The organism is Halopseudomonas sp. Lyrl_26 (assembly GCF_051948695.1).
Taxonomy (GTDB): domain Bacteria; phylum Pseudomonadota; class Gammaproteobacteria; order Pseudomonadales; family Pseudomonadaceae; genus Halopseudomonas; species Halopseudomonas formosensis.
Window position 1 is genome coordinate 15,404 of the sequence record NZ_JAYJLH010000009.1, and the last position, 17,850, is coordinate 33,253.

The window sequence follows — 17,850 nt, forward strand, 5'->3', positions numbered from 1 at the left end:
AAGTGGGAAATTTATGGCCAACTATTCTACCAACGAATTCAAGCCGGGTCTTAAGGTAATGCTCGACGGTGATCCCTGTGCGATCCTCGAGAACGAGTACGTCAAGCCGGGCAAGGGTCAGGCTTTCAACCGGGTCAAGGTGCGCAACCTGAAGACCGGTCGCGTCAACGAGCGTACCTTCAAGTCGGGTGACACCCTGGAAGGTGCCGACGTCATGGACCGCGACATGGAGTACCTGTACACCGACGGCGAGTTCTGGCACTTCATGGCCACTGACGGTTCCTTCGAGCAGGTAGGAGCGGACGAGAAAGCGGTCGGCGACGCCATCAACTGGATGAAGGAGCAGGTGGTCTACACCGTGACCCTGTTCAACGGTGCTCCCATTGCCGTGACTCCGCCGAATTTCGTCGAGCTGGAAGTGGTCGAGACCGACCCGGGCGTGCGTGGTGATACCTCCGGCGGCGGCAACAAGCCGGCCAAGCTGGTCACCGGCGCCGTGGTCAAGGTGCCGCTGTTCATCAACGTCGGCGACGTGCTCAAGGTCGACACCCGCACCTCCGACTACGTGGGCCGCGTCTGATCCGGACCGGGTCGAATGCAGTACGGCAAACCGGGGCTCAGGCCCCGGTTTGCGTTTTGTGGACAGCCTTTCCGATACCCCTTGCAACGCAGGGCTGATCCCTCTCCCCGGAGTATTCCATGAATCACTGGCAACCCACCGCCTCGCTGAGCAACCTGCGCCAACGGGCACGGATCATCGGACGTATCCGCGAGTTCTTCGGCGCGCGGGGTGTGCTCGAGGTAGAAACCCCGACCCTGTCGGCCGCCGCCGTCAGCGATCCTCACCTGTTCCCCTTCGCCACGGACTACCTGCCCGAAGGCGGAGGCCAGGCCCAGACCCTGTACCTGCACACCTCCCCCGAATACCCGATGAAGCGTCTGCTGGCCGCGGGCAGCGGCTGCATCTGGCAGCTTTGCCGGGTCTATCGCAACGGCGAAAGCGGCCGCCGGCACAATCCCGAGTTCAGCATGCTGGAGTGGTACCGGGTAGGTTTCGATCATCACCGGCTCATGGATGAGGTGGATGATCTGGTGCACGCTGTGCTGGGCTGCGAGCGCTCCCGCCGGGTGACCTATGCGGCCCTGTTCGAGCAGTACCTGCAGGTAGACATCCACTCCTGCACCATCGATGAGCTGGCCCGGCTGGGGCACAAGCACTGCGGCTTCCGCGGTGAGCTGGACCGGGACGGCTGGCTGAACCTGCTGTTCTCCCACTGCATCGAACCGCAGTTGCACGAGCCGACCATGGTCTACGCTTTCCCCGCCTCCCAGGCGGCGCTGGCCAGGGTGGTGGAAGCTGACGATCGGGTACCCAGTGCGGCGCGCTTCGAGCTGTTCATTCAGGGCATGGAGCTGGCCAACGGTTACTTCGAACTCACCGACGCCGATGAACAGGCGGCCCGCTTTGCCGCCGACCAGCAGCTGCGGCGCGGCTATCAGCGTCCAGATCTGCCGATCGATCAGCACCTGATCGATGCGCTGCGCCAGGGGCTGCCCGAATGCGCCGGGGTGGCGCTGGGTGTGGATCGGCTGGTGATGCTGGCGCTCGGTGCCAGCAGCATAGATGAGGTGATTGCGTTTCCCCTGGGTAGGGCCTAGCTTGCCGAGGCAGTGTTAGCCTCGGCGTTGGTATGCCTTGGCTGTGAGCTTGGAATGAGGTCGTGCTGGGGTGCAGGGCCGTACCGACACGCCGTGAATACATCCCTGGGGGCTCGCGGTTTTCATCCCTGAAAACCGACGGTCGGCACAACCCTGCACCCCAGCACGCCTACACGCTCCGAACCGCTCGAAGTAAAACCCTCAGCCACTGGGAGTTTCCGCCGTTGCGTCGGGACGCTGCTGATACGACCGTTTGATGTCAGGGATGACATCAACGAGCCCCCAGGGATGGGTTTACGGCGTGTCGTAGCAGAAGCGTACCAACGCAGAGGCTCGCACGGACTCGCATCAGAGGGGCTTTAGCAGCGCAGAGGCCTGCACAGACACCCAGAGCACTCAAGCAGCGTTCTCTACAGCAGCGTGAGCGATAAATCAAAAATCCCCGGAGTAATACCACCTCCGGGGATTGCGGCTGTCTGTCGACAGATCAGTGGGCTACGGCACCGCTTCGACCGATACCGGTCTGGCTGCGCACGGTCAGTGCCTCGAAGGCCGCACGTTCACGTTCGGCACGGGCCGTGCGGTCGGTGATCGAGAAGAACCAGATGGCAATGAAGGCCAGCGGGATCGAGACAATACCCGGGTTGGGGAAGGGAATGATGGGTTCCGCATTGCCGAACACATCCACCCACACGGTCTTGCTCAGCACCACCCAGAGGGTCGCCACTACCAGACCGATGAAGCCGCCCATCACTGCGCCCCGGGTAGTGCAGCCACGCCAGGAGATCGACAGCACCAGAACCGGGAAGTTGGCACTGGCAGCGATGGCGAAGGCCAGGCCCACCATGAAGGCGACGTTCTGATCCTCGAAGATGATGCCCAGCAGGATGGACAGCACGCCCAGCACCAGAATCGAGATCTTCGAGATACGCATCTCCTGCTTCTCGGTGGAGCGACCGCGGGCAATCACGTTGGCGTACAGGTCATGGGAGATGGACGCCGCACCGGCCAGGGCCAGACCGGCGACCACCGCCACGATGGTGGCGAAGGTCACCGCCGCCAGGAAGCCCAGCAGCAGGCTGCCGCCTACGGCGTTGGACAGGTGCACCGCGGCCATGTTGGTGCCGCCGATCAGATCGGAGAGCATGTTGAAGCTGCCGTCGGGCCCGGTGTGGAAAAACTCCGGATTGCGTACCAGCAGGGCAATGGCGCCGAAGCCGATAATGAAGGTCAGGATATAGAAGTAACCGATGAAGCTGCTGGCCCAGATTACCGACTTGCGTGCTTCCTGAGCGCTGGAAACGGTGAAGAAGCGCATCAGGATGTGCGGCAGGCCGGCAGTACCGAAGGCCAGTGCCAGACCCAGCGACAGGGCATTGAGCGGATTGCTGGTGACAGCTTCGCCGGGGGACATCAGTTCCGCCTCGTAGGGATGCACGGTCACAGCCTCGGCCAGCATGGCGTCGGGACTGAAGTTGAAGGCATAGAGCACCAGCACCGACAGCAGGGTACCGCCGCTGAGCATCAGTACCGCCTTGATGATCTGCACCCAGGTGGTGGCGGTCATGCCACCGAAGAATACATAGACCATCATCAACGCGCCGATGATCACCACCGCGAACTTGTACTCGATGCCGAACAGCAGCACGATCAGCTTGCCGGCACCCACCATCTGCGCAATCAGGTACAGAGCGATGATCAGCAGCGAAGCGCTGGCTGCGAGAATGCGCACCGGTGTCTGCTCCAGACGGAAAGCGGTGACGTCCGCGAAGTTGTACCGACCCAGGTTACGCAGGCGTTCCGCTACCAGAAACATCACTACCGGCCAGCCGAACAGGAAGCCGATGGCGTAGATCACCCCGTAGTAGCCCGAGACATAGACCATGCCGGCGATCCCGAGGAAGGACGCTGCCGAGATGTAGTCGCCGGCGATGGCCAGACCGTTCTGGAAGCCGCTGATACCGCCGCCGGCGGTATAGAAGTCCGAAGTGGTCTGCGTCCGTCGTGCTGCCCACCAGGTGATGCCCATGGTCCCGGCGATGAACAGCAGGAACATGATGATGGCTTCGGTATTGGCGCCATGACCGGTTTCGGCAAAGGCGGCGGGGGCGGCGACAGCCAGCAGGGCGGCCGACATCAGCTTGGAGATTGTTCTCATTGCACGTCCCTCACGATTTCTGCCAGCAGCGGGTCGAACCACTTGTTGGAAAAGTACACGTAGAGCGCGATCAGGATGACGGCGCTGCAGGCCACCAGCAGACCGACACACAGGCCCACACTCATGGTCCAGTCCGGCCCCAGGGGGCGAGCGAATACATCAGGCAGATAGGCCATGGTCAGGATGAAGCCGGCATAAATGACCAGCGTCAGGCTGAAGAAAATCATGCTGGCTCGCGTGCGTCCTTTGACTAACGCCGCGTATTTCGGGTGGTTGAGCACTTGCTCCACTACATCTTTTTGCATTGTTGTTCTCCTGGGTGGTGGTGCTTGTACGCAGACAGGGCGTTAAGGATGTGGGTCGGGCGCGGGGTGTCCTCCTGCTTCAGGTGTGATGGATTGGAGTTCGAGTCGGACGGCCGGGCCGCACGATGTGCATATTGCGGATGCATGGGTGACGCCGGGCGACGGAGAGCGCCGGCACAGCTGGTTCTGAGTCATATTGTTCTTGTTCTCGCCGGATAGTGGCTGTTGTCAGAACTGTAAAACAGTGCGGAAATGAGGAAAGCCGACCTTAGTCGTAGGAAACGGACAAAGTTTTTCGCAGCGCTGGTCGTGTAGGAAATTGGCTATATCTGGCGTACGAAATCGCGACTTCGTCATGTGCGCTCGATAGGATTTTGTTCAGAGGTAAATTCGCAAGTTATTGATATATAACAATTTATAATTTTTGTCACCCTAAAGTGTGAGACAGTTCTCAGTGTTGTGCCGGAACCTTTTACGTGTATGATGAGTCCACGCGCAACGGATTGTGCTGCCTGACAGGGAGTTGGGCCAGGGATCATCAGGAAGGTGACAGCAAGGGAAGGCTGGCTTAAGGACGGCATGTAGGGATAGCGCAAAATCGCGGGCGGGGGCAACCCCGCCTTTTTTGTGCGCGCGATTTGCCGACAGCCCATTATTGCAGGGCAGGGGCGTGTCTGCACAGCCTGTTATCCGCTGGTCGCTCTGTTCAGGCTGTCGTCCGCAGATAGCACCAGTGGCCGGACAGGTATGGCACTACGAGTCGTCGAGGACATCGGATCTGCGGTCTGCCGACTTGTAAAGGCCACGAACAAGAACAAGAAAGGGGGCTGACCTCGCGGTCAGCCCCCTTTCTTTTGGGTCCCTTGCTGCTGTGGAACTCAACGCTCCAGATGCTGCAGCTTGTCCGGCACGCCATCCCACTCTTCGGCGTCGGGCAGGGCGTCCTTCTTCTCGGTGATGTTCGGCCAGATGTCTGCCAGCTCGGCGTTGAGCTCGATGAACTGCTGCTGATCCTCGGGCACCTCATCCTCGGCGAAGATCGCGTTGGCCGGGCACTCGGGCTCACACAGGGCGCAGTCGATGCACTCGTCCGGGTGGATCACCAGAAAGTTCGGGCCTTCGTAGAAACAGTCGACAGGACATACCTCAACGCAATCGGTGTACTTGCACTTGATGCAGTTGTCGGTCACAACGAAGGTCATGGCAGGTTTCTCCAGAAAAAGGCAGTCACAAAGTTGGCGCGTATTCTAGCAGCAAATTTTCGGCTGGGGCAGCCGATGCGGCATTTTTGCCCACGTTCGGCTGCTTTTCCTGATCGATCAATGATAATGAATATCATTTGTGAAAGATCAGCCCCAGCGCTTCTTCCATTCGTATAGCAGTTCCAGCGCCTGCCGGGGGCTCATGTCGTCCGGGCTGAGCTGATGCAGCGCCTCGGCGGCGGGGTGCGGCGCGGCAGCGAACAGGTCAGGTTGCACCGGCTGCATCTGGGCTCCGCGACTGCCCTGATCCAGGCTCTGCTGCTCGAGCGTGGCCAGGTGCTGACGGGCCCGTTCGATCACCGGGCGGGGTACGCCGGCCAGTTGCGCCACCTGCAGACCGTAACTCTGGCTGGCCGGCCCCGGCAGCACGTTGTGCAGGAAGACGATGCGCTCGTTGTGTTCGGTGGCGTTGAGGTGAACGTTGGCGACGCTGGGATCGCTGTCGGCCAGAGCGGTGAGCTCGAAATAGTGGGTGGCGAACAGGGTGAAGGCGCGCAAGCCGGCCAGATATTCGGCGGCGGCCCAGGCCAGCGAGAGACCGTCGAAGGTGCTGGTGCCGCGACCGACCTCGTCCATCAACACCAGACTGGCGTCCGTGGCGTTGTGCAGGATATTGGCGGTTTCGCTCATTTCCACCATGAAGGTGGAACGACCGCCGGCCAGGTCATCACTGGAGCCGATGCGGGTGAAGATGCGATCCATCGGCGACAGCACCACGCGGGCCGCCGGGACATGGGCGCCGATATGGGCCAGCAGCACGATGAGGGCGGTCTGGCGCATGTAGGTGGATTTACCGCCCATGTTCGGGCCGGTGATCACCAGCATGCGCGTCTCCGGCGTCAGCTCCAGATCGTTGGCGACGAAGGGGCCATCCAGCACCTTTTCCACCACCGGGTGACGTCCCTGCTCGATGCACAGCTGGCCGCTGCCCTCGACGAACTCCGGCCGGCAGTAGTCCAGGGTTACCGCCCGTTCGGCCAGACAGCTGAGCACGTCCAGCTGGGCCAGGGCTGCGGCGCTGTCCTGCAGGGCGGCCAGATCCTCGTTGAGACGATCCAGCAGCTCGTCGTACAGCTGCTTCTCCCGGGCCAGGGCGCGACTGCGCGCGGACAGGGCCTTGTCCTCGAATTCCTTGAGCTCCGGGGTAATGAAGCGCTCGGCGCCCTTGAGCGTCTGGCGGCGGATGTAATCGGCCGGTGCCTGGGCGCTCTGACCACGGGACAGTTCTATATAGTAGCCATGCACCCGGTTGTAGCCGACCTTGAGGGTCGACAGACCGGTGCGCTCGCGTTCGCGGTTCTCCAGATCGATCAGATACTGGCCGGCGTTCTCGCTGATGTTCTGCAGGTCGTCCAGCTCGCTGTCGTACCCTTCGCGGATCACCCCGCCATCGCGGATCACCGCCGGGGGATTGTCGATGATGGCCCGCTGCAGCAGGTCGGCCAGCTCCGGATAGGTGGAGATGGTCTCGCCCAGGCTGCGTACATGCTGGCTGGGGATGGACTCGATGCAGCGCTGCAGTTCGGGCAGTGCGGCCAGGGCATCGCGCAGTCGCGCCAGATCCCGCGGGCGCGCAGAGCGCAGGGCGACCCGCGCGAGAATCCGCTCGATATCGCCGATGCCCTTGAGTACCGGGTGCAGGTTCTCGTAGTGGTAGTCCTCGATCAGCCCGGCGATGCTGTCCTGGCGTGCGCGCAGGGTCTCCATCTGGCGCAGCGGACGATTGAGCCAGCGCGCCAGCAGGCGGCTGCCCATGGCGGTGGCGGTATGGTCGAGTACATCCAGCAGGGTATTGTCCCGGCCGCCTGAGAGGTTGCAGTCGATCTCCAGATTGCGGCGGCTGGCGCTGTCGATCACCACGCTGTCCTCGAAGCGCTCCTGACTGATGCTGCGCAGGTGCGGCAGGGCGGTGCGCTGGGTCTCCTTGGCATAGCCGAGCAGCGCCCCTGCCGCACCCAGCCCCTGGGTCAGATCGGCGCAGCCGAAACCGACCAGATCCCGGGTGCCGAACTGCTGGGTCAGGGCCTTGAAGGCGCTGTCCTGATCGAACTCCCAGGGCGCGCGGCGACGCACCGCACGCCGGCGTTCGATGGGGGTATCGCTCTCCCAGTCATCCGGGATCAGCAGCTCTGCCGGTGCCAGCCGCTCCAGCTCGCCGAGCAGGGTTTCCCAGCCGGACAGTTCCATGACTGTGAAGCGGCCGCTGTTGATGTCCAGGGTGGCCAGGCCAAAGGCGCGCTCGCTGCCGACCAGGGCAGCCAGCAGGTTGTCCCGGCGCTCGTCGAGCAGAGCCTCGTCGCTGACCGTGCCGGGGGTGATGATGCGCACCACCTGACGCTCAACCGGTCCCTTGCTGGTGGCCGGGTCGCCGATCTGCTCGCAGATCACCACCGACTCGCCGAGCTTCACCAGGCGGGCCAGGTAGCCCTCGGCGGAATGAAACGGAATGCCGGCCATGGGAATCGGCTGACCGCCGGAGTTGCCGCGGGCGGTAAGGGTGATGTCGAGCAGGCGGGCAGCCTTCTTGGCATCGTCATAGAACAGTTCGTAGAAATCACCCATACGGTAGAACAGCAGCTGGTCCGGGTGGTGCTGCTTGATGCTGAAGTACTGCTGCATCATGGGAGTGTGGGTAACGGATTTCTCGACGCGGCTCATGAAATTCCCTGAAGCGTGTTTCTGAATGGGGCAGGAAGCGGCATAGTCTAGGCTACAACGGTGCCGGTGCGAAACCGGCATGGCCGGTGAGCCGGCGCTTTCGTCATTGGAGGAGAAACCGATGTCACAGTATGATCCCCTGATCGATTCCGCTGCTGCGCGGCTGGGAAATGCCCTGCGTCAGCTGGGCCTGCGGGTGACCACTGCCGAGTCCTGCACCGGCGGCGGCATCGCCGAAGCCATCACCCGCATCAGCGGCAGTTCCGGCTGGTTCGACACCGGCTTCGTCACCTACGCCAACCACAGCAAGGTCCGCTGGGTGGGCGTCTCCGAGGAGGACCTGCAGCAGTTCGGTGCGGTCAGCGAGCCGGTGGTCCGGGCCATGGCCGAAGGCGCGCTGCTGGCCGCCGAGGCCGATCTGGCGGTAGCGGTCAGCGGTATTGCCGGGCCGGAGGGCGGCACGCCGGACAAGCCCGTAGGGACCGTGTGGTTTGCCTGGGCAGTGCGCGATCGCGGGGTGCTCACGCAGTGCCGGCGGATCCAGGGCAGCCGCCGCGATGTGCGTGCCCAGACCGTACTGCACAGTCTGCAGGGGCTGATTGCCGAAGCCGAGAAGCTGGCTGTGAACCGTTCCGCATGATTGGCCATCCCTGGTTGAAAAGGGGGTAGGCGGGTGCGAGTAACTGTGGAATAATACTGACCATATATACAGTGTTATGCGGTTTCACCTATTCTGAATTTCCCGGGCCGTGCGCGTGCCCGTCTACCGAGAGGATGCACAATGGACGACAACAAGAAGAAGGCGCTGTCGGCGGCCTTGAGTCAGATTGAACGTCAATTTGGCAAAGGCGCGGTGATGCGCATGGGTGACCATGAACGCCAGGCGATTCCTTCTATCTCCACCGGTTCACTGGGACTGGATATCGCCCTGGGCATCGGCGGTCTGCCCCGCGGCCGGATTGTCGAGATCTACGGTCCCGAGTCCTCCGGTAAGACCACCCTGACCCTGTCGGTGATTGCCCAGGCGCAGAAGAAGGGCGCGACCTGTGCCTTCGTCGACGCCGAGCACGCGCTGGACCCGGAGTACGCCGCCAAGCTGGGCGTCAACGTTGATGACCTGCTGGTCTCCCAGCCCGACACCGGGGAGCAGGCGCTGGAAATCACCGACATGCTGGTGCGCTCCAACGCGGTGGACGTGATCATTGTCGACTCGGTGGCGGCACTGGTGCCCAAGGCCGAGATCGAGGGCGAGATGGGCGATCACCACGTGGGCGTTCAGGCCCGTCTGATGTCCCAGGCCCTGCGCAAGATCACCGGTAACATCAAGAACGCCAACTGCCTGGTGATCTTCATCAACCAGATCCGCATGAAGATCGGCGTGATGTTCGGCAACCCGGAAACCACCACCGGCGGTAACGCGCTGAAGTTCTACTCCTCCGTACGACTGGATATCCGCCGCACCGGCGCGGTGAAGGAAGGCGACGAGGTGATCGGCAGCGAGACCCGGGTCAAGGTGGTGAAGAACAAGGTGGCGCCGCCGTTCCGCCAGGCCGAGTTCCAGATCCTCTACGGCACCGGTATCTACCACAACGCCGAGATCATCGATCTGGGCGTGTCCATCGGTCAGATCGAGAAGTCCGGCGCCTGGTACAGCTACAAGGGCAACAAGATCGGTCAGGGCAAGTCCAATGCGGCCAAGTTCCTCGCCGAGAACCCCGAAGTGGCGGAAGAGATCGAACAGGCCATCCGTAACGAGTTGCTGCCCAAGGCCGGCAGCAAGAGCACCGCGGTGGAAGAGAACGTCGATATCGACGGCTGATCGGGTTTTTTGCCGTGTTCAAGCGCAGCCAGCTGGATACCCCCGTGGCCATTCGCAGATCCGCCCTGGATCTGCTGGCGCGGCGGGAGCACAGCTATGCCGAGATGCTGCGCAAGCTCCGTCAGCGCGGGGCAACTCGGGAGATGGCGGAGATCGAGCTGGACCGTCTGCAGGAAGAGGGGTTGCTCAGCGACGAGCGCTTCTGTGAAGCCTATATCCATGCGCGCAGTCAGCGGGGCTACGGTCCCGTCCGTCTGCGTGAGGAGCTGCGCCAGCGGGGTGTGGCCGAAGTACTGATCGAGCGGTACCTGCGCAGTGATCAGTGGGACTGGTCCGAACTGGCGCGGCAGGCATTCGCCAGGCGCTTCCCGGAGGGGCCCGCTGCGGATATCAAGGAAAAATCGAAACAGCTGCGCTTCATGCAGTATCGCGGTTTCGGCGGGTCCTGGCAGGACTGACGGCGTACATTATCTCTGACTACCTACTCCCAGGCGGTTGCGCCTGTACCATATAAAATCTTCTGAACGCTGCTGCTGATGGGGTATGGCGCCCCGTCCGGGGCGCCCCTTGTTCACAGCTTGGCGATGGATACCTCCGTGGATTTGACGAAGGCGATCACCTCCGAGCCTACCTGCAGAGCGAGCTCATCCACCGAGCGGGTGGTGATCACCGAGGTGACAATACCGGCGGCGGTCTGCACGTCGATTTCCGACAGCACATCGCCCCGGATGATCTCGCGGATCTGGCCCTTGAACTGGTTGCGTACGTTGATTGCCTGAATGGTCATGCTGTTTCCTCTTGGGGGTTGTGTTCAGAGTGCCCAGCGCAGCTGCGTGGGCAGGGGGTTGATTTTTTCCGGGCGCTCGGGGCTGGCCGGATTGGCCAGTACCCGTTCCAGTACCCGGGATTCCAGCTCCGCGAGCTGGAAGGAGCCGTGCGAGCGTGGCCTGGCGACATCCACCGTCAGGTCCAGGCCGATGCGGCCCTGTTCGATGAGAATGACCCTGTCGGCCACGGCGACTGCCTCGGCGACATCGTGGGTGACCAGCAGCACGGTGAAGCCATGCTGGCGCCAGAGTTTCTCGATCAGCTGCTGCATCTCGATCCGGGTCAGGGCATCCAGCGCGCCCAGGGGTTCGTCGAGCAGCAGCAGACGCGGCTGGTGGATCAGCGCCCGGGCCAGGGCCACGCGCTGCTTCTGCCCACCGGAGAGGGTGGCCGGCCATTGATCGGCCTTGTCCGACAGACCCACCGCAGCCAGCGCCTCCAGTGCGCGCTCGCGCCAGTTGCCGGTCAGGCCCAGACCGACGTTATCTATCACCTTCTTCCAGGGCAGCAGCCGGGCATCCTGGAACATCAGGCGCGTATCGCGGTTGTCCTTCAGGGGCTGTCCGGCGGCCAGCAGCTCACCGCTGGTGGGCTGATCCAGACCGGCCAGCAGGCGCAGCAGGGTGCTCTTGCCGCAGCCGCTGCGGCCTACCACGGCGATGAACTGCCCGGCGGGCACTTCCAGATCCAGGGCGCGCAGTACCTGCAACTGTCCGAAGGTCTTGTTCAGTCCGTGCAGCGACAGGGCGATACCGCTGGCGTTGCGTGGGGGTTGCTGGGCCGTCATGCCTTGCCTCCTTTCTGATAGGCCGGGTGCCAGCGCAGCCAGACGCGCTCGAGAAAGCGGGCGGCCACATCGGCGAGTTTGCCGAGCAGGGCATAGAGCACTATGGCCAGTACCACCACATCGGTCTGCAGGAACTCCCGGGCATTCATCGCCAGGTAGCCGATGCCGGCACTGGCGGAAATGGTTTCGGCGACGATCAGCGTCAGCCACATGAAGCCCAGGGCAAAGCGCAGGCCCACCAGGATCGACGGCAGGGCTCCGGGCAGTATCACCTGGCGGAACAGGGCAAAACCCGAGAGTCCGTAGCTGCGCGCCATTTCCACCAGCCCGGCATCCACGTTGCGGATGCCGTGGTAGGTATTGAGGTAGATCGGGAACAGGGTGCCCAGTGCCACCAGGAAGATCTTGGCGCTCTCGTCGATGCCGAACCACAGGATCACCAGCGGTATCAGCGCCAGGTGCGGCACGTTGCGGATCATCTGTACCGAGCTGTCGAGCAGGCGTTCACCCCAGCGTGACAGGCCGGAGATGAACCCCAGCAGCAGCCCCAGACCGCCGCCGATGGCCAGTCCGACAAAGGCCCGCCAGGTACTGATCGCCAGATGCTCCCAGATCTCGCCGCTGCTGATCAGGTTCCAGCCGGCCAGCACCACGGCACTGGGTGCCGGCAGGATGCGACTGGACAGCAGGCCGCTGGTCACCGCCAGCTGCCAGGCTGCCAGCAGCAGACTGGGCAGCAGCCAGGGTGCCAGCCGCTGCAATAGTTGTTGTCGTGTTGCGTGCATGGCCGTTCCCTCAGCTCTGGGCTGCGGCGGGCAGGATGTCATTGGCGATCATCTCGCCAAAGGGGCTGATGAACTGCTTGCCCTGCGGCTCCTCCGGGCGAGCCAGATCCAGATGGGGGAACAGCAGCTCTGCCACCCGATAGGACTCCTCCAGGTGCGGGTATCCGGAGAAGATGAAGGTATCGATACCCAGATCCGCATATTCCTGTATGCGTGCCGCCACGGTTGGACCGTCGCCCACCAGGGCGGTGCCGGCACCGCCGCGCACCAGGCCGACGCCGGCCCAGAGGTTGGGGCTGACTTCCAGGTTGTCCTTGCTGCCGCCGTGCAGGGCGGCCATGCGCTGCTGGCCCACCGAGTCGAAACGCGCCAGGGAGGCCTGCGCTCGGGCGATGGTGTCATCGTCCAGGTGGGAAATGAGCTGATCTGCCGCCGCCCAGGCTTCCTCGTTGTTCTCGCGCACTATCACATGCAGTCGAATGCCGAAGCGGACCTGGCGACCCTGGCGGGCGGCCTTCTCGCGCACCTGTTCGATCTTCTCGCGTACCGCCGCAGGGGGCTCGCCCCAGGTCAGGTAGAGTTCGACCTGTTCGGCTGCCAGATCCTGGGCCGCATCGGAGGAGCCTCCGAAGTACAGCGGCGGACGGGGCTGCTGTACCGGCGGGAACAGCAGCTTGGCGCCCTTGACCTGGATGTGCTTGCCGTCATAGTCGACGGTCTCGCCCTCCAGTACCCGACGCCAGATGCGGGTGAATTCCACCGAGGCTTCGTAGCGTTCGGCGTGACTCAGGTTCAGCCCATCACCGGCCAGCTCGTCCGGATCACCGCCGGTGACCAGGTTGAAAAGGGCGCGGCCATTGGACAGACGGTCCAGGGTGGCGGCCTGGCGGGCGGCGACGGTAGGGGAAATGACCCCGGGGCGCAGCGCCACCAGGAACTTGAGACGCTGGGTCACCGGAATCAACGAAGCGGCTACCAGCCAGGAGTCCTCGCAGGAGCGGCCGGTGGGGATGAGCACGCCGCCGTAGCCGAGCTTGTCGGCGGCCTGGGCGATCTGCTGCAGATAGCTGTGGTCTACGGCGCGGGCGCCCTTGGTGGTGCCCAGATAGCGACTGTCGCCGTGGGTGGGCAGGAACCAGAAAATGTTCAGACTCATGAGTGGTCTCCTTGAATGACTGGGGTGTGATCAGTAGCGGCACTGACCCTGCGGAGGCGGCGCAGTGCCCGGTTCGTTTCAGTTGGCTGCGGTGTGGGTCGGGGGTGCCCAGACCACTTCGCTGATGTTCAGCTCCCGCGGGATCAGCTTCAGCTGGTAGAAGGTGTCGGCGATGTCCTGCTGGGCGCGGATCACTTCCGGGCTCAGCGGACGGGGGCCATAGCCCTGGCGCAGCAGCGCGGTACGGGTGATCTCCGGGCTCAGGCCGAGCAGTGGCGCCACCTGGGCCACGGCCTCATCCAGGTTGTGCCTGGTCCAGTTGCCGATGGCCTCGATTTCCTCGAGCAGAATTTGCAGCACCTGGGGGTTGTCCCGGGCATAGCTGCGGGTGGACAGGTAGAACTGGTAGTTGCTGACCAGACCCTCGCCGTTGGCCAGGGTGCGGGCCCCGATCTGTTGCTCTGCGGCGGACTGGAAGGGGTCCCAGATCACCCAGGCATCGACGCTGTTGCGTTCGAAGGCGGCCCGGGCATCGGCCGGCGGCAGGTAGACGGGCGTGATGTCGTCAATGTTCAGGCCGGCCTGCTCCAGCGCACGGACCAGCAGGTAATGCACGTTGGAACCCTTGTTCAGGGCAATGCGCTTGCCCTTGAGCTCGGCCACCGAGGTGATGGGGGAGTCGCTGGGTACCAGAATGGCTTCGCTGGTGGGAGCCGGCGGTTCATGGGCGACATACAGCAGATCCGCACCGGCGGCCCGGGCAAATACCGGCGGGGTTTCCCCGGTGGTGCCGAAGTCCACCGCGCCCACATTCAGCCCCTCCAGCAGTTGGGGGCCAGCCGGGAACTCGATCCAGCGAACGTTCACGCCCTGTTCGGCCAGCCGGCGGTCCAGTTCGCCATTGGCCTTGAGCAGCACCAGGGTGCCGTATTTCTGATAGCCGATGCGCAGATCGGCTGCGTTGGCCTGGGTAACAGCGCCGAAGGACAGGGCAGCGGTCAGAAGTGCTGCCAAGCCGCGGCGCAGGGTGACCTTGTTCATGGTCTTCTCCTTGCGATGGGTTTGGTAGCCTGCTGACCCGTTGGCGGGTGAGTAAGGCGGGTTATGCTCGGTTTGGTGCCCGGTCCGGCTAGATGCTCCAGCGGGCGTGGATCAGTCGGTCATTCAGTACCCTGGGGTCGATCGGCGCCGGGCGTCTGGCCAGCGCGGCGATGAAATGCTCCAGGGCATCGTCAAGACGTTCCAGCAGGCTTTCGTCGAACTGCGCCGGCTCGCCGTACTGGATCAGATTGTCGGTGGCAAACACCCCCTGCAGGGTTTCCTGGGCCTTGAGCGCCGCCAGTACCGGCTTGAGTGCGTAATCCACCGCCAGCATATGGGCCTGGGTGCCGCCGGTGGCGATGGGCAGCACCACCTTGTGCGCCAGGGCGCGTTCCGGCAGCAGATCAAGCAGCACCTTCAGGGCGCCGGCAAAGGACGCCTTGTACACCGGCGTACCGACCACCAGGCCGTCAGCCTGGCTCACCTGCTCGCTGAAGTGCCGGATGGCAGGGCTGTCGAACCGGGCCGCCAGCAGCTCGGCGGGATCGAACTGGTGGATATCAAAATGAATGCTTTCTACCCCGCGCCGGGCCAGCCAGAGCCTGGCCTGATCCAGCAGCAGCCCGGTGCGTGAGCGTGGGCTGGGACTTCCACCAATGGTTATAACCCGCATGACACCTGTTCCTTATTGCGGCCGGCGCCGGCCGACCCGTTGTTGACGACAACCATACCAAGGGACTTATATTTCTCTAAATCATCAATTTTCATTTTAAATTCTATTTCGATATAAATGCTTACCGCGGTTGCTGATACAGGGCTGTCAGCGCCTCGCCCTTGAGCAGGGCCAGCTCGGCGGCGCGACGATCCCGCGGCTGCGCCAGTGGCACATCCAGCTCCGCGACGATGCGGCTGGGCCGGCCGCCGAGAATGATCACCCGGTCGCTCAGGTACACCGCCTCATCCAGATCGTGGGTCACCAGCAACACGCTGATCTCGTACTGGGCGGCCAGCTTGATCACCAGGTCCTGCAGCTTCATCCGGGTGAAGGCATCCACCGCGCTGAAGGGTTCGTCCAGCAGCAGCACCTGGGGGCGACCGTAGAGACCGCGGGCGATGGCCACGCGCTGGGCCATGCCGCCGGAGAGTTGCTTGGGCAGCGCATCACCCCGGCCCTCCAGACCGACGTCACGCAGCAGCTGACGCACCCAGCGCTCATCCGCCCGGCGCCCGTCGGCGAAGCCGATGTTCTCTGCCACGCTCAGCCAGGGCATCAGGCGTGGTTCCTGAAACACCACACCGATGCCCGACCCGGTACCGAAGTCGAGCAGCGGGTTGCGCTCCATAGCGCCGTGGAAGTGGGTGTCCAGTCCGGCGGCGATGCGCAGCAGGGTGCTCTTGCCGCAGCCGCTGGGTCCCAGCAGGCTGATGATCTCGCCGGGTGCCAGCGCCAGGCTGACGTCCTCCAGCACCGTCAGCTCGGCAAAGGACTTGTGGATGTTGCTCATGCGTAACAGGGCGCTCATTGGCTCTGCTCCTTGCCATTGAAGTTGTCCCGCCAGCCCAGCATGCGTTTTTCCAGATGCTTGAGCAGGCTGTCAGTGAGCTTGCCCATCAGGGCCAGGGTGATGATGGCGGCCAGCACCAGATCGGGGCGTGACACTTCCCGGCCGTCGGTCAGCAGGTAGCCGATGCCCTCGGTGGCGGCCAGCAGTTCGGCGGCCACCACGCACAGCCAGGCCATCGACAGCCCGTTGCGCAGCCCGGTGAACAGATAGGGCAGGGCTGCCGGCACCATGATCCGCCTCATCAGCGCCGCGCGGCTGAAGCCGAGTTGGGTGCCGACCTCGACCAGCTTGCGGTCGACGTTGCGCACGCCGGCGACCATGTTCATGTACACCGGAAAGAAGGAGCCGATGGCGATCAGGGTTACCTTCGACACCTCGTCGATACCCAGCCAGATCAGCAGCAGGGGCACCCAGGCCAGGCCCGGCACTGCGCGCAGGGCCTGGAAGGTGGGATCCAGCCAGGCCTCGAGTTGCCGGCTCATGCCTACCAGGGTGCCGATCAGCACCGCCAGGCCGGCACCGATGCCGAAACCCAGCAATACCCGTTGGGAGCTGGCCGATATATGGGTCCACAGCGGCCCGCCCGCCAGCTCGCGGAAGGTCATCAGCAGGTCGCTGGGCGTCGGCATCAGCCAGGCCGGAACCCAGCCCCGACTGACACTCAGCTCCAGGAGGGCGATGATGGCCAGCGGCAGCAGCAGGCCGACCGGAGTGAAGCGCAGCAGACGCACCGCCGACCACCCGGCGATCGGGGTCTGCTGCAGCGCCTTGGGTTGGGCCTGACTGCTCATGGTGCCGCGTCCTGAACCACGCGTTCGGCGATATCGGCTGCCAGCAGGGTATCCAGGGTGCCCTCGACGTCGGCCGTGCCGCGCAGGATGTTGTCGGCCTGCAGCAGGGGAATGACCGGCCTGATCGCGTCCAGGTGGGCGTGGCCGGGGATCGGACGACTGAAGTCATAGCGGGCCAGCTGCAGGCGGATCACCTCGACCGGCAAGCCGGTTTCCCGGGCGACCAGGTCAGCGGTCTCTTCCGGGTGGGCGATGATCCACTGGCGTGCCCGCTCATAGGCCCGGAGCACGGCCTCGACGGTTTCCGGCTCCTCGCTCAGCACCCGTTCGCTGGTATTGAGGAAGGCGCCCAGGCCGAATTCCGGATTGCGATAGACGAAGCGGGCACCGCCTGCCTCCGAAGCGGCCATGTGCGGATCGAGTCCGGCCCAGACATCCACGCGACCCTGCTCCAGTGCGGTGCGACCCTCGGGATGCTGCAGGTGCACGATGCGTACGTCCCGGGAGCCGAGACCATGGCGCTCTAGGGTACGCAGCAGAAAGAAGTAGGGATCCGTGCCCTTGGTTGCGGCGACGCGCTTGCCGCGGATGTCATCGACCGACTGGATGGGGGAGTCCGCCGGTACCACCAGCGCGCTGGGCTCTGCCCAGAGGTAGCTGTAGACGGTCTTGACCGGCTGGCCGTTGGCCCGGCTGACAAAGGCCGAGATGCTCGAGGTCAGGGCGAACTGGGTGGCGCCGCTGTTGAGAAGTTCCAGGGAGTTGTTGCTGCCGCGGGACAGGACCCATTTGACGCTGCGGTTCTGTTCGGCGAAGTGTTCTTCCAGCCAGCCCTGATCGCGGATCACCAGGCTCGGCGGGGAATAGTAGGCGTAGTCGAGGCTGACATCGCCGGCGGCGGACGCGCCCAGGGGGGCGAATACGGCCAGGGCAGCGGCAAACAGGCGCCGCCAGGGAAGCTGTTTCATGGACATCTCCTTATTCATCTATGGGCATGGCTTTTCTCCTTCTTGTGATCAAGTCAGGCGGTAACACT

18 protein-coding genes are annotated in these 17,850 nt (G+C 63.7%); 5 read left to right on the top strand and 13 right to left on the bottom strand.

Annotation, left to right across the window (positions count from 1 at the left end):
• The first annotated feature begins 13 nt into the window (after positions 1-13).
• Together efp and epmA are read left to right on the top strand one after the other, a co-directional pair.
• Complete coding sequence (gene efp, locus VF673_RS11290; RefSeq protein WP_090536618.1) at positions 14-580, top strand: elongation factor P; 567 nt, start codon at positions 14-16, stop codon at positions 578-580.
• 119 nt (positions 581-699) lie between these two features.
• Positions 700-1,659, top strand: coding sequence for an elongation factor P--(R)-beta-lysine ligase (gene epmA / locus VF673_RS11295; protein WP_440292006.1), 960 nt, complete (start codon positions 700-702; stop codon positions 1,657-1,659).
• Between the two features lie 487 nt (positions 1,660-2,146).
• Here epmA and actP read toward each other — a convergent pair whose 3' ends face one another.
• The 4 genes from actP to mutS all read right to left on the bottom strand — a co-directional run bounded on the left by actP (position 2,147) and on the right by mutS (position 8,042).
• A complete protein-coding gene (gene actP / locus VF673_RS11300) occupies positions 2,147-3,817 on the bottom strand; it encodes a cation/acetate symporter ActP (RefSeq protein ID WP_440292007.1) in 1,671 nt (556 codons plus the stop codon).
• Positions 3,814-4,122, bottom strand: a complete 309-nt coding sequence (locus VF673_RS11305; protein ID WP_090536622.1) for a DUF485 domain-containing protein — start codon at positions 4,120-4,122, stop codon at positions 3,814-3,816. Before VF673_RS11305 ends, actP begins: the two co-directional genes overlap by 4 nt.
• Positions 4,123-5,000: 878 nt before the next feature.
• Positions 5,001-5,324: a ferredoxin FdxA gene (gene fdxA, locus VF673_RS11310; protein ID WP_090536760.1), complete on the bottom strand. Its 324-nt coding sequence runs from the start codon at positions 5,322-5,324 to the stop codon at positions 5,001-5,003.
• 147 nt (positions 5,325-5,471) lie between these two features.
• A complete protein-coding gene (gene mutS, locus VF673_RS11315) occupies positions 5,472-8,042 on the bottom strand; it encodes a DNA mismatch repair protein MutS (protein ID WP_440292008.1) in 2,571 nt (856 codons plus the stop codon).
• Between the two features lie 121 nt (positions 8,043-8,163).
• On the opposite strand from mutS, the gene VF673_RS11320 reads away from it, so the two are divergent.
• From VF673_RS11320 to VF673_RS11330, 3 genes are all read left to right on the top strand, one after another.
• Entirely contained in the window at positions 8,164-8,682 is a 519-nt protein-coding gene (locus VF673_RS11320; protein ID WP_090536765.1) for a CinA family protein, read from the top strand.
• A gap of 141 nt (positions 8,683-8,823) precedes the next feature.
• Complete coding sequence (gene recA / locus VF673_RS11325) at positions 8,824-9,861, top strand: recombinase RecA (protein ID WP_320331072.1); 1,038 nt, start codon at positions 8,824-8,826, stop codon at positions 9,859-9,861.
• Positions 9,862-9,875: 14 nt separating this feature from the next.
• Entirely contained in the window at positions 9,876-10,319 is a 444-nt protein-coding gene (locus tag VF673_RS11330; protein WP_440292009.1) for a regulatory protein RecX, read from the top strand.
• A 113-nt stretch (positions 10,320-10,432) separates the two neighbouring features.
• Here VF673_RS11330 and VF673_RS11335 read toward each other — a convergent pair whose 3' ends face one another.
• The 9 genes from VF673_RS11335 to VF673_RS11375 all read right to left on the bottom strand — a co-directional run bounded on the left by VF673_RS11335 (position 10,433) and on the right by VF673_RS11375 (position 17,782).
• Positions 10,433-10,648: a TOBE domain-containing protein gene (locus tag VF673_RS11335; RefSeq protein ID WP_090536768.1), complete on the bottom strand. Its 216-nt coding sequence runs from the start codon at positions 10,646-10,648 to the stop codon at positions 10,433-10,435.
• A gap of 24 nt (positions 10,649-10,672) precedes the next feature.
• Positions 10,673-11,476 (bottom strand): aliphatic sulfonates ABC transporter ATP-binding protein, encoded by an 804-nt coding sequence (gene ssuB / locus VF673_RS11340; protein ID WP_440292010.1) that lies wholly within the window; start codon positions 11,474-11,476, stop codon positions 10,673-10,675.
• Positions 11,473-12,261 carry an aliphatic sulfonate ABC transporter permease SsuC gene (ssuC, locus tag VF673_RS11345; protein ID WP_440292011.1) on the bottom strand — a complete coding sequence of 263 codons (789 nt, stop codon included), beginning with the start codon at positions 12,259-12,261 and terminating at the stop codon, positions 11,473-11,475. Before ssuC ends, ssuB begins: the two co-directional genes overlap by 4 nt.
• Before the next feature lie 10 nt (positions 12,262-12,271).
• The gene (gene ssuD / locus VF673_RS11350; RefSeq protein ID WP_440292012.1) at positions 12,272-13,417 is read right to left on the bottom strand and encodes an FMNH2-dependent alkanesulfonate monooxygenase; all 1,146 of its coding nucleotides are present in this window, start codon (positions 13,415-13,417) and stop codon (positions 12,272-12,274) included.
• A gap of 78 nt (positions 13,418-13,495) precedes the next feature.
• Entirely contained in the window at positions 13,496-14,458 is a 963-nt protein-coding gene (locus VF673_RS11355; RefSeq protein WP_440292013.1) for a sulfonate ABC transporter substrate-binding protein, read from the bottom strand.
• A gap of 88 nt (positions 14,459-14,546) precedes the next feature.
• Entirely contained in the window at positions 14,547-15,131 is a 585-nt protein-coding gene (gene ssuE / locus VF673_RS11360; protein ID WP_440292014.1) for an NADPH-dependent FMN reductase, read from the bottom strand.
• A 121-nt stretch (positions 15,132-15,252) separates the two neighbouring features.
• Positions 15,253-15,981 (bottom strand): ABC transporter ATP-binding protein, encoded by a 729-nt coding sequence (locus VF673_RS11365; RefSeq protein WP_273123690.1) that lies wholly within the window; start codon positions 15,979-15,981, stop codon positions 15,253-15,255.
• Complete coding sequence (locus tag VF673_RS11370; RefSeq protein WP_440292015.1) at positions 15,978-16,814, bottom strand: ABC transporter permease; 837 nt, start codon at positions 16,812-16,814, stop codon at positions 15,978-15,980. Before VF673_RS11370 ends, VF673_RS11365 begins: the two co-directional genes overlap by 4 nt.
• On the bottom strand, positions 16,811-17,782 hold the full coding sequence (locus tag VF673_RS11375; protein ID WP_440292016.1) for an aliphatic sulfonate ABC transporter substrate-binding protein: 972 nt from the start codon (positions 17,780-17,782) through the stop codon (positions 16,811-16,813). Before VF673_RS11375 ends, VF673_RS11370 begins: the two co-directional genes overlap by 4 nt.
• Positions 17,783-17,850: the final 68 nt, after the last annotated feature.